The sequence below is a fragment of the Marinobacter shengliensis genome (assembly GCF_030297115.1).
Taxonomy (GTDB): Bacteria; Pseudomonadota; Gammaproteobacteria; order Pseudomonadales; family Oleiphilaceae; genus Marinobacter; species Marinobacter shengliensis.
Window position 1 is genome coordinate 2,382,067 of the sequence record NZ_AP028062.1, and the last position, 21,235, is coordinate 2,403,301.

The 21,235-nt window shown below is 57.1% G+C and carries 15 protein-coding genes; 1 reads left to right on the forward strand and 14 read right to left on the reverse strand.

Annotated features, from left to right (window positions below; all coding sequences use genetic code 11):
- Window positions 1–23: 23 nt before the first annotated feature.
- The 3 genes from zipA to QUE75_RS10950 form a co-directional block, all read right to left on the reverse strand.
- Complete coding sequence (zipA, locus tag QUE75_RS10940) at window positions 24–1,091, reverse strand: cell division protein ZipA (RefSeq protein WP_286250049.1); 1,068 nt, start codon at window positions 1,089–1,091, stop codon at window positions 24–26.
- A gap of 121 nt (window positions 1,092–1,212) precedes the next feature.
- On the reverse strand, window positions 1,213–4,704 hold the full coding sequence (gene smc / locus QUE75_RS10945; RefSeq protein WP_286250051.1) for a chromosome segregation protein SMC: 3,492 nt from the start codon (window positions 4,702–4,704) through the stop codon (window positions 1,213–1,215).
- A 1-nt stretch (window position 4,705) separates the two neighbouring features.
- On the reverse strand, window positions 4,706–5,386 hold the full coding sequence (locus QUE75_RS10950; RefSeq protein ID WP_061332186.1) for a GntR family transcriptional regulator: 681 nt from the start codon (window positions 5,384–5,386) through the stop codon (window positions 4,706–4,708).
- Window positions 5,387–5,670: 284 nt separating this feature from the next.
- Between QUE75_RS10950 and QUE75_RS10955 the strand changes: the two genes are divergently transcribed.
- Window positions 5,671–6,597 carry a GGDEF domain-containing protein gene (locus QUE75_RS10955; protein ID WP_286250056.1) on the forward strand — a complete coding sequence of 309 codons (927 nt, stop codon included), beginning with the start codon at window positions 5,671–5,673 and terminating at the stop codon, window positions 6,595–6,597.
- A gap of 16 nt (window positions 6,598–6,613) precedes the next feature.
- On the opposite strand, the gene rluB is transcribed toward QUE75_RS10955, so the two are convergent.
- From rluB to sdhA, 11 genes are all read right to left on the reverse strand, one after another.
- Window positions 6,614–7,636, reverse strand: coding sequence for a 23S rRNA pseudouridine(2605) synthase RluB (rluB, locus tag QUE75_RS10960; RefSeq protein WP_106695872.1), 1,023 nt, complete (start codon window positions 7,634–7,636; stop codon window positions 6,614–6,616).
- A 38-nt stretch (window positions 7,637–7,674) separates the two neighbouring features.
- Window positions 7,675–8,343, reverse strand: coding sequence for an SMC-Scp complex subunit ScpB (gene scpB, locus QUE75_RS10965; protein ID WP_286250060.1), 669 nt, complete (start codon window positions 8,341–8,343; stop codon window positions 7,675–7,677).
- Between the two features lie 14 nt (window positions 8,344–8,357).
- Window positions 8,358–9,185: a segregation and condensation protein A gene (locus QUE75_RS10970; RefSeq protein WP_286250062.1), complete on the reverse strand. Its 828-nt coding sequence runs from the start codon at window positions 9,183–9,185 to the stop codon at window positions 8,358–8,360.
- Between the two features lie 37 nt (window positions 9,186–9,222).
- Complete coding sequence (locus QUE75_RS10975) at window positions 9,223–10,398, reverse strand: tryptophan--tRNA ligase (protein WP_061332181.1); 1,176 nt, start codon at window positions 10,396–10,398, stop codon at window positions 9,223–9,225.
- A 234-nt stretch (window positions 10,399–10,632) separates the two neighbouring features.
- A complete protein-coding gene (gene sucD, locus QUE75_RS10980) occupies window positions 10,633–11,505 on the reverse strand; it encodes a succinate--CoA ligase subunit alpha (protein WP_011784666.1) in 873 nt (290 codons plus the stop codon).
- Window positions 11,505–12,671: an ADP-forming succinate--CoA ligase subunit beta gene (sucC, locus tag QUE75_RS10985; protein WP_061332180.1), complete on the reverse strand. Its 1,167-nt coding sequence runs from the start codon at window positions 12,669–12,671 to the stop codon at window positions 11,505–11,507. The genes sucD and sucC overlap by 1 nt, the downstream gene beginning before the upstream one ends.
- 195 nt (window positions 12,672–12,866) lie before the next feature.
- On the reverse strand, window positions 12,867–14,309 hold the full coding sequence (lpdA, locus tag QUE75_RS10990) for a dihydrolipoyl dehydrogenase (protein WP_106695876.1): 1,443 nt from the start codon (window positions 14,307–14,309) through the stop codon (window positions 12,867–12,869).
- Window positions 14,310–14,344: 35 nt separating this feature from the next.
- Complete coding sequence (gene odhB, locus QUE75_RS10995) at window positions 14,345–15,562, reverse strand: 2-oxoglutarate dehydrogenase complex dihydrolipoyllysine-residue succinyltransferase (RefSeq protein ID WP_072677188.1); 1,218 nt, start codon at window positions 15,560–15,562, stop codon at window positions 14,345–14,347.
- Window positions 15,563–15,587: 25 nt separating this feature from the next.
- A complete protein-coding gene (locus tag QUE75_RS11000; RefSeq protein WP_061332177.1) occupies window positions 15,588–18,425 on the reverse strand; it encodes a 2-oxoglutarate dehydrogenase E1 component in 2,838 nt (945 codons plus the stop codon).
- 317 nt (window positions 18,426–18,742) lie between these two features.
- Window positions 18,743–19,447: a succinate dehydrogenase iron-sulfur subunit gene (locus QUE75_RS11005; protein WP_058091183.1), complete on the reverse strand. Its 705-nt coding sequence runs from the start codon at window positions 19,445–19,447 to the stop codon at window positions 18,743–18,745.
- A gap of 15 nt (window positions 19,448–19,462) precedes the next feature.
- On the reverse strand, window positions 19,463–21,235 hold the full coding sequence (gene sdhA / locus QUE75_RS11010; protein ID WP_058091184.1) for a succinate dehydrogenase flavoprotein subunit: 1,773 nt from the start codon (window positions 21,233–21,235) through the stop codon (window positions 19,463–19,465).

Consider the following 21,235-nt stretch of genomic DNA (forward strand, 5'->3'; position numbering starts at 1 on the left):
GGATCGAATGTCCTGATTAAGTGTTATACCCGATGGGAACGCTGTTTACGTTCGAATTCACGGATGCGCTGCCGGCAGTGCTCAATCGTCTGCGGAGTCATTACGCTGCGGCGCTCGTCTTTCAGTTCACCGCCCATATTGCGCACAACGCACTGAGCGGTTTCGAGCATGAATTCGAAGGCCTGCATGGCATTGGATGGCCCGGGCAGGCTCATGAAGAAACTGATTCCGGGAGTGTTCAACGTTGGCATATCCTGGGGCCGGAAGGTTCCCGGCTCCACCGCGTTGGCAACGCTGAACTGCACTGGCGTGGTGGTGTCAGCACCTTCATGCCGGTGGTAGATGTCCATGTCGCCATGTTCAAGACCGCAGGCCTCAAACAGCTTTTTCAGTATCGTTCCCTGGAACTCCTCACCGTTACGCGCCAATACGTTAATCACCAGCACTTCCCTGGCTTCCGGGCGATTGGCTCCCGCCAACGGCTGGTTCTTGCGTGGGCCCGGTGCCGCTTCCCGGCGAGCGGTATCCTCCTCAACCTCTGTGGTCAACACAGGAGGTTCTTTCGCTCGGGTTTTTGCTGCGGGACGAGATTTCGGTTCTGGTTCTGGTGCTGACTCCGGTGCCGGCTCCGGTTCTGGCGGCAGTTCGGGCTCTGATACCGGCCGGGCGGAGACTTCGTCGTCGTAGACCTCCTCAGCCTCACCCGCCGGTGGTTCTACTGAACGCTCGGAACGGCTATTCACGACTCTTGGCTCACCCAGGACACCATCGTCGATGTTGTCGTCGGTCGCGCCCCACCCCGATTCCAGCATAACGTCGCCATCGTCCGAACTGCCGAAATCCTCTGACGTGTCTCGCTTGAGGTAGCCCCGCTCTTCGAGGGTTCCCCTGGATACGGTTCGGGCTCCACCATTGGGAAGTTCTGGATTGTAATCATCATCGAGCGGGGAATCCTTCAGATCATCCGCGCCCATTCCGGAGGAAATCGCCATGGATTCCTTACGGGCCCGGCGCATCCGCCGAACACCATCAATGACGATTCCAAGAATAACCAGGGTACCTATGGCAATTAACCATTCCCTAAGTGACATAGTGCTGCTGTCCTGTTTGCAGTTCGGAACGTTGCTACTCTAAGAAAAGCCCGTAATGAATACAACGCACTCCGGGCCGAGATGGCGTTATTGTCATGGTTGACGCCTTTTTCGCCAACCCTCAGGCCTCCGCCAAGGCTGCCGCCTCGTCGACATCCACCGAAACCAGCCGGGAGCAACCCGGTTCGTGCATGGTGACGCCCATCAACTGGTCCGCCATTTCCATGGCGATCTTGTTGTGGGTAATGTAGATGAACTGTACCTGTTTGGACATCTCTTTCACCATATTGGCGTAACGGCCAACGTTGGCATCGTCCAGCGGGGCATCTACCTCATCCAGCATACAGAAAGGCGCCGGATTGAGCTGGAAGATAGAGAATACCAGGGCAATCGCAGTCAAGGCTTTCTCGCCACCGGACAGCAGGTGGATGGTACTGTTCTTCTTGCCCGGTGGCCGCGCCATGATCGCCACGCCGGTCTCCAGAAGGTCTTCGCCGGTCAGCTCCAGATAGGCATTGCCGCCACCAAACACCTTCGGGAACAACGCCTGCAGGCCACCGTTAACCTGATCGAAGGTTTCCTTGAAGCGCTGGCGGGTTTCCCGGTCTATTTTGCGAATGGCGGTATCCAGGGTTTCCAGGGCTTCCATCAGGTCGTTGTGCTGCTCATCCAGGTAGGTCTTTCGCTCACTCTGTACCTGATATTCCTCGATGGCTGCCAGATTAATAGCCCCCAACCGCTGGATACGGTTACCAATCTTCTCCAGTTCTTCGGCCCAGATTTTCTCATCGGCATCTTCCGGCAACTGGCCCAGCACTTCCTGGAGCTTTACATCCAGCTCCTTGAGCTGCTCGATGTGGTTACCAGACCGGATTTCGAGCGCCTGGGATTCCAAATTGAGCTTTTCGAGCCGCGCACGTACCTCACCCACCACATGCTCAGTGCGGCTTCTGCCCTGCTCCCGCTCCCGTACCTCGCGGTCAATGTCTTCCAGGGCGTCCCTGGCGGCCGAAAGCTTCTCCTCCTCCGCCAACCGGCGCTCCAAAAGCCCCTCGAGTTGAAGTTGCAGGTCTTCCAGTGGCTCTTCAGCGCTCTCTCGGCTTTCCCGGAGCATATCAAGACGCTCTTCCAGCCGTTCTTTCTGCATTTGCATGCGTTCGATGGTCTGCTTCAAACCATCGCGCTGGCTTTGCAATGACTGCAGTTGCAACTGCAACTGGTGGGCATGGTCCCGGTCGTGGCGGGCTTCCTGGCGGAGCCTGTCGAGATTCTCCCGCAAGGTATCACGCTGCTCCAGCAGCCGTTCTTTCTCTTCGTCACTGTCCTCGGTGGAAGCCAGCGCCAGGTTCCATTCTTCCCTCGCGGATTCGAGATCTTCCTTCTGCTGTTCCAGGTTTCCGGCCACATCTTCTATATCATCCCGGATACGGCCAAGGCGGGCATCAATCTGTTCAGCCCGGGCTTTCAGACCACTAACTTTTGAGGACAACGCACCGAGTTCCCGCTCAGCGTCACTCAAACGGGCCTGGGCTTCTTCCCTGGCCGACTCAGCACGCTCGCCCTGTTCCTGGAGCAACTCCAGTGCCTCGACCGCCTGCTCAAGCAGCTCTTCCGCCTCTTGCAGACGTGCCTCAAGCTCGCTCACTTTCTTCTGGCGCTCAATGACACCGATTTGCCCGGCTTCGGAGTCGGGCATCAAGACCCAATCGCGAGCAACCCAGACGCCTTCAGGGGTAATCAAGCTGTCACCGGCGGAAAGTTGGGACCGGCGCGCCAGTGCGTCACTGGTGGAGTCTGCTGTATCAATACCGGCAAGCAGATGACTGATGGCACCCACGCCATCCACCTTCGCCGCCAACCCTCCAGCAGGCCTTGGTTCAGTACCCGAAGACACCAGCGCAAGGCCTTTTGGCGCGCTGTCCAGGGCGTCAACAAGGTGGTCAAAGCCCGGCAATGCAAGCCCCTGGCTGAACCGGCCAATCACCTGCTCTACCGCAAATTCCCAGCCATCTTCAATACGCAATGCGGCGGCGACCCTGGGCGCATCCGACAAACCGTTATCCCGCAACCAGCCCTGCAGGCTATCGTCATGACCGCCCATCTGCTCATCGAGCAAGGCCGCCTGGGAATCCAGGGCGGCTTTCAGGCTCTGCACCTGTTGCCGCCGTTCGGCAACCGCCTGCTCTGCTTCACGCAGCTTCTGCCGGCTCTGGTAAACGTCATCCTGCAGCGCCTGGATGCGCTCCGCTGCCTCTTCACGCTGTAACTGAACGGTTTCCTGCTGTTCGAGCAGTTCGTCGAGCTCTGCCCGGTCCAGCTGTTCGTCCAGCAACGCCTGTTCGTCCGTTAATTTGCCATGACGATTGTGCAGCTGGGCGATAGCGTCTTCCAGAGAACGGATTCGAGACTGGGCGAGCTCTGCCTGGCGCCTGGCGTCGGATGACCGGGTACTGAACTCCTCCCATCGGTGTTGCCAGTCACTCATGGCATCTTCGGCCAGCTGGAGTTTTTCTCCAGACTCTTCAGAACGCATAGCCAGATCTTCCTGCTCCGGCTCAATCATATCGAGCTCTTGCTGAATACCTGCCAGCTTTTCTTCATCCTGCTCAAGCTCGCGCCCGAGCTCACGCTGGTTAGCCATGGCCTGATCCAGCTCTGCGGCGGTCTGGCGGCTACGCTCCCTCTGGTGCTCCAGGCTTTGTTCGATCCGGGCAATATCGGCGCCGGCTTCGTAGTAGCGTGCCTGGGCCCGATTGAAAAGTTCGGTGCGTTCGTGGTGGTCTTCCCGAAGCGATTCCAGGGAGGTTTCGAGATTAACCCGTTCGGTCAGCAGTTTTTCCAGCTCGAGCTCGGTATCCCGAATCTTTCCACGCCAGGACTGTAAGTCATTATCCAGCGCCTGCCAGCGCAGCACCGTAAGCTCGGCCTTTTTCTGCCGTTCTTCCTGCTTGTAGGCCTTATACTTCTCGGCCGCGGCCGCCTGCCGCTCCAGATGCTGCAACTGGCGCCCTAGCTCCTCGCGGAGGTCGGTAAGCCGTTCCAGGTTCTCCTGGGTGCGCTTGATCCGGTTCTCGGTCTCGCGCCTTCGTTCCTTGTATTTGGAGATTCCCGCGGCTTCCTCGATGTATACGCGCAGCTCTTCAGGCTTCGCCTCAATCAACCGGGAAATCATGCCCTGCTCGATGATTGCGTAGCTACGAGGGCCAAGGCCGGTGCCCAGGAACAGATCGGTGATGTCCCGGCGGCGACATTTGGCGCCATTCAGGAAGTATTCCGATTGCCCCTCACGGGACACACGGCGCTTGACCGAAATTTCGTTGAACTTGACGAATTCACCAGGCGCGGTGCCATCACCGTTATCGAACACCAGTTCGATAGACGCCTGGCCGACAGGCTTACGGGCACTTGAGCCGTTAAAGATGACGTCCGTCATGGACTCGCCGCGCAGATACTTGGCGGAGCTTTCACCCATCACCCAGCGCACGGCGTCAATGATGTTGGACTTGCCACAACCGTTTGGCCCCACCACCGCCGTCATGTTGGACGGGAATGGCACCGTAGTGGGATCAACAAACGACTTGAAGCCAGCCAGCTTGATGGACTTGAGCCTCATATCAGGCGTTCTCCTCCGTGAGAATGCTCAAAACCTGTGCTCTCTGGTGTTCGCCGAAATCCTGGATAACCCGCTCCAGGAGAGCTGAATCGCCCTTAACCGCCGCATCTGCCAGATGACGGAAGAAAGTGCCGGTTTCGGCGATCTCACTTCTGAAATGCTCAAGGGCTACGTAATAGGTGCGGCTGATGGCGGGCCGGAAATTCTCAAGGGTTTCTTCAAGAAACGGGTTTTCGACCAATCGGTAGGCGTAACGCATGACGCCGAAGCCGGCGTCTATGACCTGTTCCGCCGCATCAGTGGCATTGGAATTGAGTGCATCAATGACCGCCTGAAGCTCCTTGACCTGGCTCATCACGCCACCAAGCTCGGAACCGGACCACCGCTCCAGTACTTTTCGCCCGAGCATGCATAGCAGATCGATGTAGATATCGTACAGGGCGTTGACCGAACCCGGGGTCAGGTCAGACACCACCGCCCCCCGGCGTGGAAAGATTTCCACCAGGTGCCGACGCTCAAGAATGAGCAACGCTTCGCGCACCGAGCCACGGCTGACGTTCAGCTCACCGGCCACTTTCAGCTCTTGAATCCGCTCCCCCGGCTTGAGATCACGAATGATGATCCGTTGGCCGATATGCTGCGCGATTTGCTCTGAAAGGCTCTCCGGTGCCTGAAATCTCATAAACCTGATGCTCTCTTGTTATGACAGGACATGGTCAAGCGCAGAAGTTTATCACAGCCTCCGGCCAGCCCCACCCCTTGTCTGACATTTTGATTGCAGGTTTTGCACCAGCGGCAATGCCCTGCCGGAAAAATGGCGCTTTCGGACAATCACCCTGTCAAAACCTCAAAATAAAATAAAGAAAGCATCATATTCCATTGTTTATAATACCTTTATTTTCAATGGCACAGTTCATGCTGATGAGACTGTAACTACACCCGTTTCCAGAAGCAGAGCGAGCCATTGTGAAAAACCTGACTTCGATTCAGCCGTCAAAGACGCAGCCGGCCAGGCTGGCCGCCCTGAAGCAGTCGTTTCATGACTGGAACCAGTCCCCTGATGTTCTTGCCAAGCTCGCCAAACGGCTGTCTACCACCCTGTCACTGGAAACCCAACTCGGTATCATCGCAGACGAGATTGCACAAACCATCCCGTTTGATGCCCTCAATTACCGGCATCGGATTGCCCGGCAGGATTTTGTGTTCTCAACCGGTATGGGCGGGCCCCATCGCTGCGAATACCGCCTCACGCTGGAAGGAAGTTACTATGGCACGCTCGCGTTTCAGCGCCGGCAAAAGTTTACAGACGAAGAACTTACTGGCCTGGAGATGATGCTCTCGGCAGCCATCTGCCCACTGCGCAACGCCTGCCAGTACATCGCCATTGAGCAAGCCGCGTTGACCGACGCCCTGACCGGCATTGGTAACAAACGTGCCCTTGACGAAGCTCTGCTGCGGGCAAGCGCTCTGGCCGACCGGCATGGCGCGCCCTGGAGCCTCATCCTGTGCGACCTGGATCACTTCAAACTGATCAATGACAACCACGGGCACTTGGTTGGGGATCATATCCTGACCAGAACCGCAGAGAAGCTGGAACAAGCCATTCGAAATTCAGACACCGTGTATCGATTTGGCGGGGAAGAATTTGCCGTATTACTGCCTCACACCAGTGAGCAGGAAGCACGGGAAGTTGCCGAGCGCATTCGCCTGGCGATCGAAAGTATTCGGGTGGATGGTGGTGAGACGCCACTGACGGTTACCGGCAGCTGCGGTGTGGCAACCCACCTTGCAGACGAGGCGCCGGAGCAGTGGCTGGCCCGGGCAGACGAAGCGTTATATCGGGCGAAAGCACAGGGCCGCAACTGCACCCGCGTTTTCGCCAGTATTTCCTGAGCGACAGTTGGGGGGCTTATTCGCCCCGATTGTTACGAGCCGGCTTCTTTGCGCCTGACCTTGCTTTGCGGTCATCGCGCTTTGGCTTGGCGGGCGCAGAGTCGCTGACCTGCCAGGTTCCCTTGCGGGCACGCTGCAGAGACTTTCCGGGACTTTTTCGTCGCCTGCGATCGTGAGCCGCCTGCTCACCGGGGGTCTTTTGCGGAATATCCACCGCAGACAGCCCGACGGCCTTGCTCAGGGCATCCACACCTTTCTGATCCAGCTCTTCCCATTTGCCCAGGGTAAGACGGCTTGGCAAGAAAATTGGCCCATAGCGCACCCGCTTAAGCCTGCTGACCCTAACCCCCTGGGACTCCCACAGGCGCCTGACTTCCCGGTTCCGTCCTTCCATCAGGGTCACGTGGAACCACTGGTTGATGCCGCTGCCGCCAGCGGGAGCCAGGTCGGAGAACTTGGCCATGCCATCATCCAGTAACACACCTTCCAGCAAACGCTGCTGCATGGCGTCGTCTACCTCACCAAATACCCGCACGGCATATTCCCGGTCAATCTGGCTCGACGGGTGCATCAACCGGTTGGCAAGCTCACCGTCGGTTGTGAACAACACCAGCCCGGTGGTATTGATATCCAGCCGCCCGATGGCGATCCAGCGCTGGTCTTTCAGGCGTGGCAAGCGGTCAAATACCGTTGGCCTGCCTTCCGGATCTTTCCGGGTGGTGACTTCGCCCTCGGGCTTGTTGTAGATCAGCACCCTGCGAACCACCTGGGCGGCGGCTGACACATCCAGCTGCTTTCCATCCAGCTCAAAACGGTCGTCCGTAGTGGCTTTCTGGCCTGGCTCCGCCGGCTGGCCGTTAACCTGTAACCGCCCGGATTCCATCCACCCTTCAATCTCCCGGCGAGACCCAACACCCGCTCTTGCGAGCAGTTTCTGAATGCGTTCAGGGCCCGCCGTCAGAGCCTTATCGCCCTGAGATGCTCGGGTTCTGGAACCTGGTTTTCCAGGGCCTTGTTTTCCGGGGCTAGATGCCGCCATGTAATACGTCCTTACCGATTAACCGATGTCTTTTGACATCAGTGAAGTGTCTGTTCCGATTCAGCAGCCTGGTTGTCTCCGGGTTGTCCGGGATCGTCACTGCTGTCATTTTGGGATGATTCAAACTGAATCTCCCCCTGTATGTTTCGTTCGATCTCCCGGCCAATTTCCTCGAGATCACGAACCTCAGACAGCGGTGGCAGCTCATCCAGCCCTGTCAGGTTAAAATAATCCAGAAACTGTCGGGTGGTGGCGTACATTGCAGGGCGACCCGGCACGTCACGATGGCCAACAACCCTTACCCACTCTCGCTCAAGCAGGGTACGAATGATATTGCTGCTTACCGTAACACCGCGAATATCTTCAATTTCACCCCGGGTGATTGGCTGCCGATAGGCAATCAGGGCCAGGGTTTCGAGCAGTGCCCGGGAATACCGTTGGGGTTTTTCCTCGAACAAGCGACCAACCCAGGGTGCCAGCTCTTCCCTCACCTGCAGTCGATAACCGCTGGCCACCTTTTTCAGCTCAAAGCCTCGTCCCTCGCAAGCTTTGTCCAGCTGCACCAGCACGTGCTCCATCACCTGGCGGGATGGCCGCTCATCTTCCACAAACAATTCTCTGAGCTGTTCCAGCGACAAGGGCTTTCCAGCCGCCAGCAGGGCTGCTTCGGCAATCGCCTGAACACGCGCAAGATGGTCTTCGTTCATAATCTGGCCTTCACCTAGCTGGCAGCCCGGGCACGCACGTGAATCGGGCCCAGCACCTCTGCCTGTACAATTTCAATCAGCTGCTCTTTCACCAGTTCAAGCGTTGCGAGGAACGTCACCACCACACCCAGCCGCCCTTCCTCAAGGGTAAACAGGCTTTCAAACGTGACAAACCGGTCGCCCTGGAGCACCGAGAGAATGTGAGACATTCGCTCGCGGGTCGACAGCCGCTCTTTCTCAACATGGTGACTGGTGAATAGATCTGCCCGTTTCAGAACGCCATGCAAAGCCAACAAAAGCTCCCGCATATCCACTTCCGGGTGGGGCTGAGACGAAGGCAGCTTCGGCAAAGCGGCTGACGCTGCAAAAATGTCACGCTCCATACGCGGCATTTCATCGATATCTTCGGCAGCCTTCTTGAACCGCTCGTACTGCTGCAACCGGCGAATCAGCTCCGCCCTGGGGTCCAGCTCCTCGTCATCGTCTGTTTCATGGCGGGGCAGCAGCATTCGGGATTTTATCTCTGCCAGCGTGGCCGCCATCACAAGGTATTCGGCCGCCAGTTCAAAGCGCATGGCTTCAACTGCGCCGATGTAGTCCATGTACTGGCGGGTAATTTCACTCACGTCAATATCAAGGATGTTCATGTTTTGCCGGCGTATCAGATACAACAGCAAATCAAGGGGACCCTCAAAAGCCTCCAGAAACACCGCCAGGGCATCGGGAGGAATGTAGAGATCCTTGGGGATATCCACCAACGGCTTGCCGGAAACCAGAGCCAGAGGCACCTGCGCGCCGGCCTCAGCCGGGGCGTGTGTCAACTCGTCAGTCTCGTCGGTCATGGCCTCTCCAGCCGTTGGCATTGGCGACAGGGTAAACTCAGCGGTAGCTGAGGCCCATTGCAGTGCGTACTTCTTCCAGGGTATCGCGAGCCGCATCCCGCGCGTGTTCGCGGCCTTCTTCCAGAATGGACCGAACCACATCCGGGTTTTTCTCATAATCCCGGGCCCGCTCGTGAAGCGGCCGCTGCTCTTCAATCACCGCATCGATCAACGGCTTTTTGCAATCCAGGCAACCAATGCCAGCGCTGCGACAGCCTTGTTGCACCCATTCGCAGGTCTCGGCATCTGAATACACTTTGTGCATACTCCAGACCGGACATTTCTCCGGGTCACCCGGGTCGGTCCGGCGCACCCGCTGCGGGTCTGTCTGCATGGTGCGGATTTTCTGGGAAACGCTGTCTGGCTCTTCCCGCAGGCCGATGTAGTTGTTGTAGGATTTGGACATCTTCTGTCCATCCAGGCCCGGCATTTTCGATTCCGGCGTCAACAACGGCTGGGGCTCTGGCAGGATTACCTTGCCGCCGCCTTCGATATAGCCGTACAACCGCTCCCGGTCACCCAGGGAAATGTTCTGCTGCTCTTTCAACAGTGCCCGTGCGGTTTCCAGGGCCTCCATGTTGCCCTCTTCCTGATAGCGTTTCTTCAGGTTGCGGTAGAGTTTGGCGTTTTTCTTACCCATTTTGACGATGGCCGCCTCGGCCTGCTCCTCAAAACCGGGCTCGCGGCCATAGATGTGATTGAAGCGGCGAGCGATCTCCCGGGTAATTTCCACATGGGACACCTGATCGGCACCCACCGGCACCTTGCCGGCCCGGTACATCAGGATATCCGCGGTCTGAAGCAGCGGATAACCCAGGAAACCGTAAGTTGCCAGGTCTTTCTCCCGCAGCTTTTCCTGCTGATCCTTGTAGGTGGGAATGCGCTCCAGCCAGCCCAGCGGCGTAATCATCGAGAGCAACAGGTGCAGTTCTGCATGCTCCGGCACCTGAGACTGGATAAACATGGTTGAGGAGCCGGGGTTAACACCCGCGGCCAACCAGTCGATAACCATGTCCCATACGCTTTGCTGAATGCCGGAGGTGTCATCGTATTGCGTGGTCAGGGCATGCCAGTCTGCCACGAAGAAGAAGCACTCATACTCGTGCTGGAGTTTCACCCAGTTTTTCAGCACACCGTGATAGTGGCCGAGGTGAAGCTTGCCGGTCGGTCGCATACCGGACAAAACCCTTTGCTGGGAATCTACAGAACTCAAAGCACGAACTCCTTATTTCTGTTTATTAGGCGCCTGGTTTCACCACCGGAGGTGGCTCAGGAAATCAGGCTGACCGGGCATTATAGTCTTTACACCTCGCTGCGTTAAGCAAAGCGATATAAAACACCGGCGCCATAACGCAAAACCCCCGGAATTCTCGCGAACCCGGGGGTTTTGGTGAAGGTTATGGCGGGCTTACCAGCCAGTCACTTCCTTCAGGGCCTTGCCGATTTCGGCCAGGCTGCGCACGGTTTTAACGCCGGCATCTTCCAGGGCGGCAAACTTCTCGTCTGCGGTACCCTTACCACCAGAAATGATGGCGCCAGCATGGCCCATACGCTTGCCAGGAGGTGCAGTGACACCGGCGATGTAGGAAACCACAGGCTTGGTGACGTTCTCTTTGATGAACGCAGCCGCTTCTTCCTCAGCGGTACCGCCGATTTCGCCGATCATCACGATGGCTTCGGTTTCCGGATCTTCCTGCAGCAGCTTCAGAATGTCGATGAAGTTGGAGCCAGGAATCGGGTCACCACCAATACCGATACAGGTGGACTGACCGTAGCCGAAGTCAGTGGTCTGCTTGACCGCTTCGTAGGTCAGGGTGCCGGAACGGGATACGATACCAACCTTACCCTTCTTGTGGATATGGCCAGGCATAATGCCGATCTTGCACTCGTCCGGAGTGATCACACCCGGGCAGTTCGGTCCGATCATGCGAACGCCTTTACGGTCAACGTATTCTTTGGCGTAGAGCATGTCGATGGTCGGGATACCTTCAGTGATACAAACGATCAGCTGAATGCCGGCATCGGCCGCTTCGATGATAGCGTCTTTACAGAACGGAGCCGGAACATAGATGACGGTCGCTTCTGCACCGGTCTTCTCTACCGCTTCACGTACAGTGTTGAACACCGGCAAGCCCAGATGCTCAGTGCCGCCCTTACCGGGGCTGACACCACCGACCATCTTGGTGCCGTAGGCAATGGCCTGCTCAGAGTGGAAGGTACCCTGTGCGCCGGTAAAGCCCTGGCAGATAACCTTGGTGTCTTTGTTGATCAGGATGCTCATTATTTACCCCCTGCGGCTTTAACGACTTGCTCTGCGGCGTCCGCCAGACTGGTAGCGGCGATAATGTTCAGGCCGCTGTCCTTGAGCACCTTGGTGCCCAGTTCGGCATTGTTGCCTTCGAGACGAACCACAACCGGCACTTTCACGCCCACTTCCTTGACCGCACCGATGATGCCTTCAGCAATCATGTCGCAACGCACGATGCCGCCGAAGATGTTGACCAGAACGGCCTGCACAGCGTCGTCAGACAGGATGATCTTGAACGCTTCGGAAACGCGCTCTTTGGTAGCGCCGCCGCCCACGTCCAGGAAGTTAGCGGGCTGGCCGCCGGACAGCTTGATGATGTCCATGGTGCCCATGGCCAGGCCCGCACCGTTAACCATACAACCAATGTTGCCTTCCAGCGCTACGTAGTTCAGTTCCCACTTGGCCGCTTCCGCCTCGCGAGCGTCTTCCTGGGAGGGATCACGCATTTCGTGGATTTTCTTCTGACGGTAAAGCGCGTTGCCGTCGATGCCGATCTTGGCGTCCAGACAGTGCAGGTCGCCGGCCGGTGTGATCACCAGCGGGTTGATCTCTACCAGTGCCAGATCGCGCTCTTCAAACAGCTTGGCGAGGCCCAGGAAGATCTTGGTGAACTGACCAATCTGCTTGCCTTCAAGACCCAGTTTGAAAGCCAGCTCCCGACCCTGGTACGGCTGAGCGCCTACCAGAGGATCGATTTCGGCTTTCAGGATCTTCTCGGGAGTCTCTTCAGCAACCTTCTCGATTTCAACGCCACCCTCGGTGGAGGCCATGAAAACGATACGGCGGGTGCCACGGTCAACGACCGCACCCAGATACAGTTCCTGATCGATGTCAGTCAGGGATTCAACCAGAATCTTGCTTACCGGCTGGCCATTCTCGTCAGTCTGGTAGGTTACCAGGTTCTGGCCCAACCACTTCTGGGCAAACTCACGGATGTCTTCCTTGTTCTTGACCAGCTTTACACCGCCGGCCTTACCGCGGCCACCGGCGTGAACCTGAGCCTTGACAACCCATGCGTCACCGCCGATTTCAGTGGCAGCGTCGACAGCTTCTTGAGGCGTATCGCAGGCAATGCCCTGAGATACTGGCAGGCCATACTCAGCGAAAAGCTGCTTGCCCTGATATTCATGCAAATTCATAGTTAATGTCCCGTCTATTGATGGAGGATAACCACGTACGGAAATGAACCCGCTGGCACACCGCCCTTGGCATACCAATCGCGAATTCGTTCTGGCGGGCAAGGGATCGCCTGAACCCGCCGGTTACGCACACAGAAAGCTGCCTTTATGATGGCAGCGGGGCGCCGACATTGGCGCCCCGATTCCGGTGTTGCGTTACTTCTTCTTGCGACGGTTGGCGACGTGAATCGCACCGCCAGCAACAGCCAGGGCCGCCTCGTGCACTGACTCTGACAGAGTCGGATGCGCAAAGCAGGTCAGGGCCAGATCTTCTGCACTGGAACCGAATTCCATGGCAATGACGCCCTGGGCAACGATTTCAGACGCCTGAGGACCAACAACGTGAAAGCCCAGGATACGATCCGTCTTCGCGTCTGCGATAATCTTGACCATACCGGCGGCCGCATTCGCCGCCATGGCTCGGCCGTTGGCGGCAAACGGGAAGCTGCCTACGTTGTATTCTTCACCTTCGGCCTTCAGTTGCTCTTCGGTCTTGCCGACCCAAGCCACTTCCGGGAAGGTGTAGATCACGTTAGGGATGCAATCGTAGTTGACCTGCGGCTTATGACCGGCAATGCGTTCGGCAACCATCACGCCCTCTTCAGACGCTTTGTGTGCCAGCATCGGACCACGAACGATGTCACCTACCGCCCAGACACCCGGCGCTTCGGTTTTGCAGTTGTCGTCCACAAAAATGAAGCCGCGCTCGTCCATGGTCACGCCGGAATCCTCGGCCAGGGCGCCGTCGGTGTACGGGCGACGGCCAACGGCCACGATCAGCTTGTCGAACTTCGCTTCCTGCTTGCCTTTGGAATCTTCGTAGCTGACGTTCACCAGCTTGCGCTTGACCTCAGCACCGGTCATGCGGGCACCGGTGATGATGTTAAGCCCCTGCTTCTTGAACTGCTTGAGCGCATCCTTGGCGACCTGCTGGTCCACCGCCGGGAGGAAGCTGTCCTGAGCTTCAAGGACAGTCACCTCTGAACCCAGGCGGGCCCAAACGCTGCCAAGCTCAAGACCAATCACACCGGCACCAATAACGCCAAGGCGCTTGGGTACTTCGGTGAACTCCAGCGCGCCCTCGGAATCGACGATATACTCGCCATCAAACGGTGCAGGCGGAATCTCGATCGGCTTCGAACCCGTCGCCAGAATGACGTTGTCGGCTTCGTAGGTCTTGGTCTTGCCGTCTTTATCGGTAACTTCCACCTTACGACCAGCCAGAAGCTTGCCGTGACCGTGAATGGAGGTCACACCATTAGCCTTGAACAGGCCGGCAATACCGCCAGTCAGCTGCTGCACGATGCCGGACTTGCGTTCCATCATCTTCGCCACATCGATATCAACACCCTTGGTCATGATACCCATGGACTCATAATCGTGGCTGGCTTCCTCAAATTTGTGAGTCACCTCAAGCAGTGCTTTGGACGGAATACAGCCCACGTTCAGGCAGGTGCCGCCCAGAACCTGGCTTTTACCGTCTTTGCTTGTCCAGGACTCCACACAAGCCGTTTTCAGGCCAAGCTGGGCCGCCTTGATAGCTGCAACGTAACCGCCGGGGCCGGCACCAATGACAATAACATCGAACTTATCGGACATAATCTTTCCTGTTATCGAATTCGTTGAGTGTCAGCTTACACGTCCAGCAGGATACGGGCCGGGTCTTCCAGCATTTCCTTGATCGCAACCAGGAACTGCACCGCTTCCTTACCGTCGATCATACGGTGATCGTATGACAGCGCCAGGTACATCATCGGCAGGATCTCAACCTTGCCGTTCACCGCCATCGGGCGCTCCTGGATCTTGTGCATGCCCAGAATAGCGGTCTGCGGCGGGTTCAGGATCGGCGTGGAGATCAGTGAACCGAAGATACCGCCGTTGGTGATGGTGAAGGTGCCGCCAGTCATGTCTTCGATGGCCAGCTTGCCTTCCTTCGCCTTGGTACCGTACTCGACAATCTTCTTCTCGATATCAGCCAGGCCCATGGCGTCGGAATCGCGAAGTACCGGAACCACCAGACCACGATCCGTGGATACGGCAACACCGATATCCTGATAACCGTGGTACACCATGTCATTGCCGTCGATCGAGGCATTGACCGCCGGGAAGCGTTTGAGGGCTTCGGTGGCCGCCTTGGTGAAGAACGACATGAAGCCCAGCTTGATGCCGTGGCGCTTCACAAAGCTGTCCTGGTACTGCTTACGCAGCTCCATGATGGGCGCCATGTTCACTTCGTTGAACGTGGTCAGCATGGCCGCTGTCTGCTGGGCATCCACCAGACGCTTGGCAATACTGGCGCGCAGGCGAGTCATCGGAACACGCTTCTCCGGGCGCTCACCCTGGGCAACATTTACCTCAGGCATGGCTGCCGGCTTGGCAGCGGCACCACCGGAGGACTTGCTGCTGTCCACAAAGTTCTGCACGTCTTCTTTCGTCACACGGCCGTCTTTGCCAGTGCCCTTGACGGAGGCCGGGTCAACGTTATTTTCTTCGGCCAGCTTACGGGCAGCCGGGCTCAGGATGGCGTCGCCGGAAGTTGCAGCCGGGGCTTCTTCTTTCGGCGCCTCAGCCTTGGCTTCAGGCTTGCTCTCTGCCGGCTTGGATTCACCCGCAGCGCCTTCCTTGAATTTGCCGATCACCTCACCGCTTTCGCAGGTGTCGCCTTCGCCCTTGAGAATTTCTTCGATCACACCATCAGCAGGCGCAACCACTTCGAGCACAACCTTGTCGGTCTCGATATCGACAATCAGCTCGTCACGGGAGCATGCCTCACCGGGCTGCTTGTGCCAGGTCGCGACGGTGCCTTCGGCGACCGACTCAGGGAAAACGGGGGCTTTAATCTCTGTTGACATTACGGATCCTTAGTTCGGTAGCTCGTCAGATTTCAAACGCGTCGTTAACCAGTTTCTTTTGCTCTTCGATGTGAACAGACATGTGTCCACAGGCAGGAGCAGCAGAAGCCTCACGACCGGCATACTGAAGGTATAACTTGGGGTTCAGGCGCTGCAGCGCGTTACGCATATGATGCTGACTGCAGTACCAGGCACCCTGGTTCATCGGCTCTTCCTGACACCACACCACATGCTTGAGCTTGGGATACTGGGCCAGGAGCTCGTCCAGATCATCACCGGGGAACGGGTACAGCTGCTCAATCCGGACAATGGCGACGTCGTCTCGCTCATCCGCCTTTTTCTTCTCCAGAAGGTCATAATAGACCTTGCCGCTGCACATAATCAGTCGGGACACCTTCTTGGGATCAGAAGGCTCTTTCTCGGGCAGAACGGTCTGGAAGGTACCGGAGGTCAGATCATCGAGGCCGGAAATGGCTTCTTTATGACGCAACAGGCTCTTGGGGGTGATAGCCACAAGCGGCTTACGCAGCGGGCGCTTGACCTGCCGACGAAGCATGTGGAATACCTGGGATGGCGTAGTGGGCACGCACACCTGGATGTTGTGCTCCGCACACAGCTGCAGGAAGCGCTCCAGACGCGCCGAACTGTGCTCCGGTCCCTGGCCTTCATAACCATGGGGCAGCAGCAGCGTCAGACCACACAAACGGCCCCACTTGTGCTCCCCACTGGTCAGGAACTGATCAATGACCACCTGGGCGCCGTTGGCAAAATCACCGAACTGGGCTTCCCAGACAATCAGTGCGTCCGGCGTGGTAGTGGAATAGCCATATTCGAATGCCATAACCGCTTCTTCGGAAAGCAGCGAGTCATAGATATCGAACTTGGGCTGTTCGTCTTTCAGGTTCTGCAGGGAAATATGGGTAGACCCGTCTTTCTGGTTATGCAGAACAGCGTGACGGTGGGAGAAAGTGCCCCGCCCCACGTCCTGACCGGTCAGGCGGATCGGGTGACCTTCATTCAGCAAGGTGGCATAAGCCATCATCTCACCGTAGCCCCAATTCAGTGAGAGTGCGCCGGCCGTCATCTTCTCGCGGTCATTGACGATCTTGGAAACCTGACGCTGAATGCTGAAGCCTTCAGGCACCTCGGTAATCTTCTTGCCCAGTTTCTGGATGGTCTTCAGAGCCACACTGGTCTTGCACTTGGCGGTCCACTCATGACCAAGGTACGGAGCCCAATCCACGTACAGTTCTTTGTTGGGCTCTTTCACCAGCGATTTGACCACGTGATCGCCCTTATCGAGCGCATCGCGGTAGTCGGTCTCCATCTGCTTGGCTTCTTCTTCAGTAATCACGCCAGCTTCAACCAGATGGTCTGCGTACAGATTGCGGGTGGTCTTGAGCTTACGGATCTTTTCATACATGAGCGGCTGGGTAGCAGCCGGCTCATCGGCTTCGTTGTGACCGCGGCGGCGGTAGCACACCAGATCAATAACCACATCCCGCTTGAATTCGTTGCGGTAATCCATGGCCATCTGGGTAACAAACATCACCGCTTCAGGATCGTCTGCGTTTACGTGCAGAATCGGCGCCTGAACCATTTTGGCGACGTCTGTGCAGTATTCAGTCGAGCGCGCATCTTCCTGCCGGCTGGTGGTAAAACCCACCTGGTTGTTGATCACGATGTGAATGGTACCACCCACACCGAAGCCCCGGGTCTGGGACATCTGGAAGGTTTCCATCACAACACCCTGACCCGCAAACGCTGCGTCACCGTGCATGACGATCGGCACAACCTTGCTGCCGTCGGTATCGCCACGGCGATCCTGACGGGCGCGTACAGAGCCCACCACTACCGGAGATACAATTTCCAGGTGCGACGGGTTAAACGCCATGGCCAGATGCACTTCGCCACCGGGTGTCATCACGTTGGAAGAGAAACCCTGGTGATATTTCACGTCACCGGAGCCTGAATCCGCGAGCTTCTTGCCCTCAAATTCATCAAACAGTTCTTTCGGGTTTTTGCCGAGAGTATTAACCAGCACGTTGAGGCGGCCACGATGGGCCATCCCCAGAACAATTTCCTTGGCGCCGTATGAGCCTGCACGCTGGATCAGTTCATCCAGGCATGGAATCAGGCTTTCGCCACCTTCCAGACCAAAGCGTTTTACGCCCGGATAGCGGGAGCCAAGGTACTTTTCCAGGCCCTCGGCAGCTGTCAGACGCTCCAGGATATGCTTGCGGGTCTGAGCTTCGTACTCAGGGCGCGAGCGCACCGGCTCCATACGCTGCTGAAACCAACGCTTGATGCGAGTATCTACCACGTGCATGTACTCAGCACCGATGCTCTCGCAATACGTCTGGCGCAGGCCCTGCACGATGTCGCCGAGCTTCATCGTTTCGGAACCGAAGTTCAGTGAACCGGTCTGGAATTCCAGATCAAGATCCGACTCGCCCAACTCGTGGAAAGACGGCTCGAGATCTTCAACAGACTCACGCTGCCAGACACCCAGAGGGTCAAGCTTGGATTCCTGGTGTCCGCGGAAACGGAACGCATTGATCAGCTGAAGAACACGAATCTGCTTTTTATCGGCATCTGAGGTGGCACTGGCGGGTACGCCACTGCTGGCCAGGAAACGCTGATTGCGGGAGATATGCTCAAACTGTTCGCGGATGGTTGAGTGGACAATGTCGCGGCCATGATAGCCATCAACACTGGGAAGCTTGTCGAAGTAGCTTCGCCACTCTTCAGGAACGGCGTTGGGGTCTGTCAGGTAGGTTTCAAAAAGCTGTTCAACATAGGCCAGATTGCCACCTTGCAGGTGGGAAGTCTGCCATAACTGCTCCATGATGCTTTCGTGCATTTTGAATAGCTCACCTTGGGCTGGTGCGGGGGAGCCGGTATGGTCGGCCAGGGGTAATTCACAGTCAATACGGGTTATTACGGCATGACTTTGGCCACCACACCCAGCAAGGATGTTTTCCGTCCCCAGTGATTTTTTATACTCGGCAACGCTGCCCGGCATCCTGGATAAGTCAACCGAAGCAGCGGGCCTAAGTTTGCACTCCATTAAGACCTTTGACTATAAGCCTTTGGTTGAAGGCCCCGCGTAATGCGAGGCCTTCGGGGTACTAAACTGGTGCCGAAACACCAGTATAGCTGGTGCTACAGAATTTGCGCTCAGGTAGCGCGCTGCAGCAACAGGTTCCGAATGTGGCCAATTGCCTTCGTGGGGTTCAGGCCTTTCGGACAAACACTGACACAGTTCATGATACCCCGACAGCGGAAGACGCTGAACGGGTCATCCAGATTGGCCAGGCGCTCCGCCTGTGCGGTATCACGACTATCCGCGAGGAAGCGGTAGGCCTGCAGCAGGCCAGCCGGGCCGATGAACTTGTCCGGATTCCACCAGAACGATGGGCAGGACGTGGAACAGCAGGCACAGAGAATACACTCGTACAGGCCGTCCAGCTTCTCACGATCTTCCGGAGACTGCAGGCGTTCAATGGCGGGTGCCGGGGTGTCATTCACCAGGTACGGCATCACCTTTTCATATTGCTTGTAGAACAGGCTCATGTCGACCACCAGGTCCCGGATCACCGGCAAACCAGGCAGCGGGCGCAGAACCAGCTTGTTATTCTTGACCACATCCGACACCGGAGTGATACAAGCCAGGCCGTTCTTGCCATTCATGTTCATACCATCAGAGCCACAGACACCTTCCCGACAGGAACGGCGATAGCTCATGGAAGGATCCCTCTCCTTCACCAGGTTCAGAACATCAAGGACCATCAGGTCTTTACCTTCCGGAATCTCAACCTCTACATCCTGCATGTAAGGGGCATTATCGGTTTCCGGATTGTAGCGATACAGGCTTACCAACATTTTCAGGATACCCCCTTAGTAGGTCCGGACTTTCGGCTGGAAAGTCGGAACCGTTTTCGGTGCAAAGTTCACGTCACGCTTGCCAACACGCTTGTCCAGCGGGAAGTACATGGAGTGCTTGAGCCAGTTCTCGTCGTCACGCTCAGTGAAGTCGTTACGGGCGTGGGCACCGCGACTTTCCTTACGCTCGATCGCAGACTTGGCGGTGGCGTATGCAACTTCGTACAGGTTATCCAGCTCGAGCGCTTCAATACGCGCGGTGTTGAATGCCTTGCTGGTATCGGCCAACTTGGTTTTGCGTACACGCTCGCCGATTTCTTCCAACAGCTTGATACCCTTCTCCATGCTGTCGCCATCGCGGAACACGCCGAAGTAGAGCTGCATGCAGTTCTGCAGATCCTTACGGACCTTAGCCACATCTTCGCCTTCAGAAGCACTATCCAGACGCTCCAGACGGGCCATGGCGCGTTTGATGTCTTCTTCGCTGGCACCATCAACCTCGAAACCGCCGCGCAGCTGCTCTTCAATGTGCAGGCCAGCCGCACGACCGAAGACCACCAGATCCAGCAGAGAATTACCACCCAGACGGTTGGCGCCGTGTACCGATACACAAGCCGCCTCACCGCAGGCAAACAGGCCGGGAATCGGTTTATCGTTGCCGTTTTCGTCTTGAGTCAGTGCCTGACCACCCACGTTGGTGGGAACACCACCCATCATGTAGTGACAGGTCGGAACGACCGGGATCGGCTCTTTCACCGGATCAACGTGCGCAAAGGTACGGGACAGTTCGCAAATGCCCGGCAGGCGCAGGTTCAGGGTTTCTTCGCCCAGGTGATCCAGCTTCAGCAATACGTGATCCTTCTCGGGTCCACAACCACGGCCTTCCAGAATTTCCAGAACCATGGAACGTGCAACCACATCGCGGCCAGCAAGGTCTTTGGCGTTCGGAGCATAACGCTCCATGAAGCGCTCACCCTCGGAGTTGATCAGGTAACCGCCCTCACCCCGACAACCTTCAGTAACCAGCGTGCCAGCGCCGTGGATACCGGTTGGGTGGAACTGCCACATTTCCATATCCTGCACCGGGAAGCCGGCTCGCAGCGCCATGCCAATGCCGTCACCGGTATTGATCATCGCATTGGTGGTGGAGGCATAAATGCGACCAGCACCGCCAGTAGCAAGGACAGTAGCCTTGGATTTGATGTACGCCACTTCACCGGTTTCGATCTCGATGGCTACGACACCAACCACTTCATCCTTGCTGTTCTTGACCAGATCAACCGCATACCACTCATTAAGGAAGGTGGTACCGCCCTTCAGGTTGGCCTGATAAAGAGTGTGCAGCAAGGCGTGACCGGTACGGTCCGCAGCAGCACAGGTACGAGCGGCCTGGGTGGGGTTATCCGGACCCTTGGACTGTCCACCGAACGGACGCTGGTAGATACGGCCCTGCTCGGTACGGGAGAACGGAAGACCCATGTGCTCCAGCTCGAATACTGCCTGGGGGCCCACAGAACACATGTATTCGATGGCGTCCTGGTCACCGATATAGTCGGAACCCTTGACGGTATCGTACATGTGCCAGCGCCAGTCATCGTTGGGATCGGCACTTGCGATCGCACAGGTAATCCCACCCTGGGCGGATACAGTGTGCGAGCGAGTCGGGAATACTTTCGTAATACATGCAGTTTTGACGCCGGTCTCGGTCAACTGCAGGGCGGCTCGCATACCGGCACCGCCGCCACCGATAACAATCGCGTCGTAAGACATGGTCTTGATGTTAGCCAT

Excerpts from the sequence above, each read along its gene's own strand:
- zipA (WP_286250049.1), bottom strand. The coding sequence starts at position 1,091 with ATGTCACTTAGGGAATGGTTAATTGCCATAGGTACCCTGGTTATTCTT.
- smc (WP_286250051.1), bottom strand. The coding sequence starts at position 4,704 with ATGAGGCTCAAGTCCATCAAGCTGGCTGGCTTCAAGTCGTTTGTTGAT.
- QUE75_RS10950 (WP_061332186.1), bottom strand. The coding sequence starts at position 5,386 with ATGAGATTTCAGGCACCGGAGAGCCTTTCAGAGCAAATCGCGCAGCAT.
- rluB (WP_106695872.1), bottom strand. The coding sequence starts at position 7,636 with ATGGCGGCATCTAGCCCCGGAAAACAAGGCCCTGGAAAACCAGGTTCC.
- scpB (WP_286250060.1), bottom strand. The coding sequence starts at position 8,343 with ATGAACGAAGACCATCTTGCGCGTGTTCAGGCGATTGCCGAAGCAGCC.
- QUE75_RS10970 (WP_286250062.1), bottom strand. The coding sequence starts at position 9,185 with ATGACCGACGAGACTGACGAGTTGACACACGCCCCGGCTGAGGCCGGC.
- QUE75_RS10975 (WP_061332181.1), bottom strand. The coding sequence starts at position 10,398 with ATGCGACCGACCGGCAAGCTTCACCTCGGCCACTATCACGGTGTGCTG.
- sucD (WP_011784666.1), bottom strand. The coding sequence starts at position 11,505 with ATGAGCATCCTGATCAACAAAGACACCAAGGTTATCTGCCAGGGCTTT.
- sucC (WP_061332180.1), bottom strand. The coding sequence starts at position 12,671 with ATGAATTTGCATGAATATCAGGGCAAGCAGCTTTTCGCTGAGTATGGC.
- lpdA (WP_106695876.1), bottom strand. The coding sequence starts at position 14,309 with ATGTCCGATAAGTTCGATGTTATTGTCATTGGTGCCGGCCCCGGCGGT.
- odhB (WP_072677188.1), bottom strand. The coding sequence starts at position 15,562 with ATGTCAACAGAGATTAAAGCCCCCGTTTTCCCTGAGTCGGTCGCCGAA.
- QUE75_RS11000 (WP_061332177.1), bottom strand. The coding sequence starts at position 18,425 with ATGCACGAAAGCATCATGGAGCAGTTATGGCAGACTTCCCACCTGCAA.
- QUE75_RS11005 (WP_058091183.1), bottom strand. The coding sequence starts at position 19,447 with ATGTTGGTAAGCCTGTATCGCTACAATCCGGAAACCGATAATGCCCCT.
- sdhA (WP_058091184.1), bottom strand. The coding sequence starts at position 21,235 with ATGGCTAACATCAAGACCATGTCTTACGACGCGATTGTTATCGGTGGC.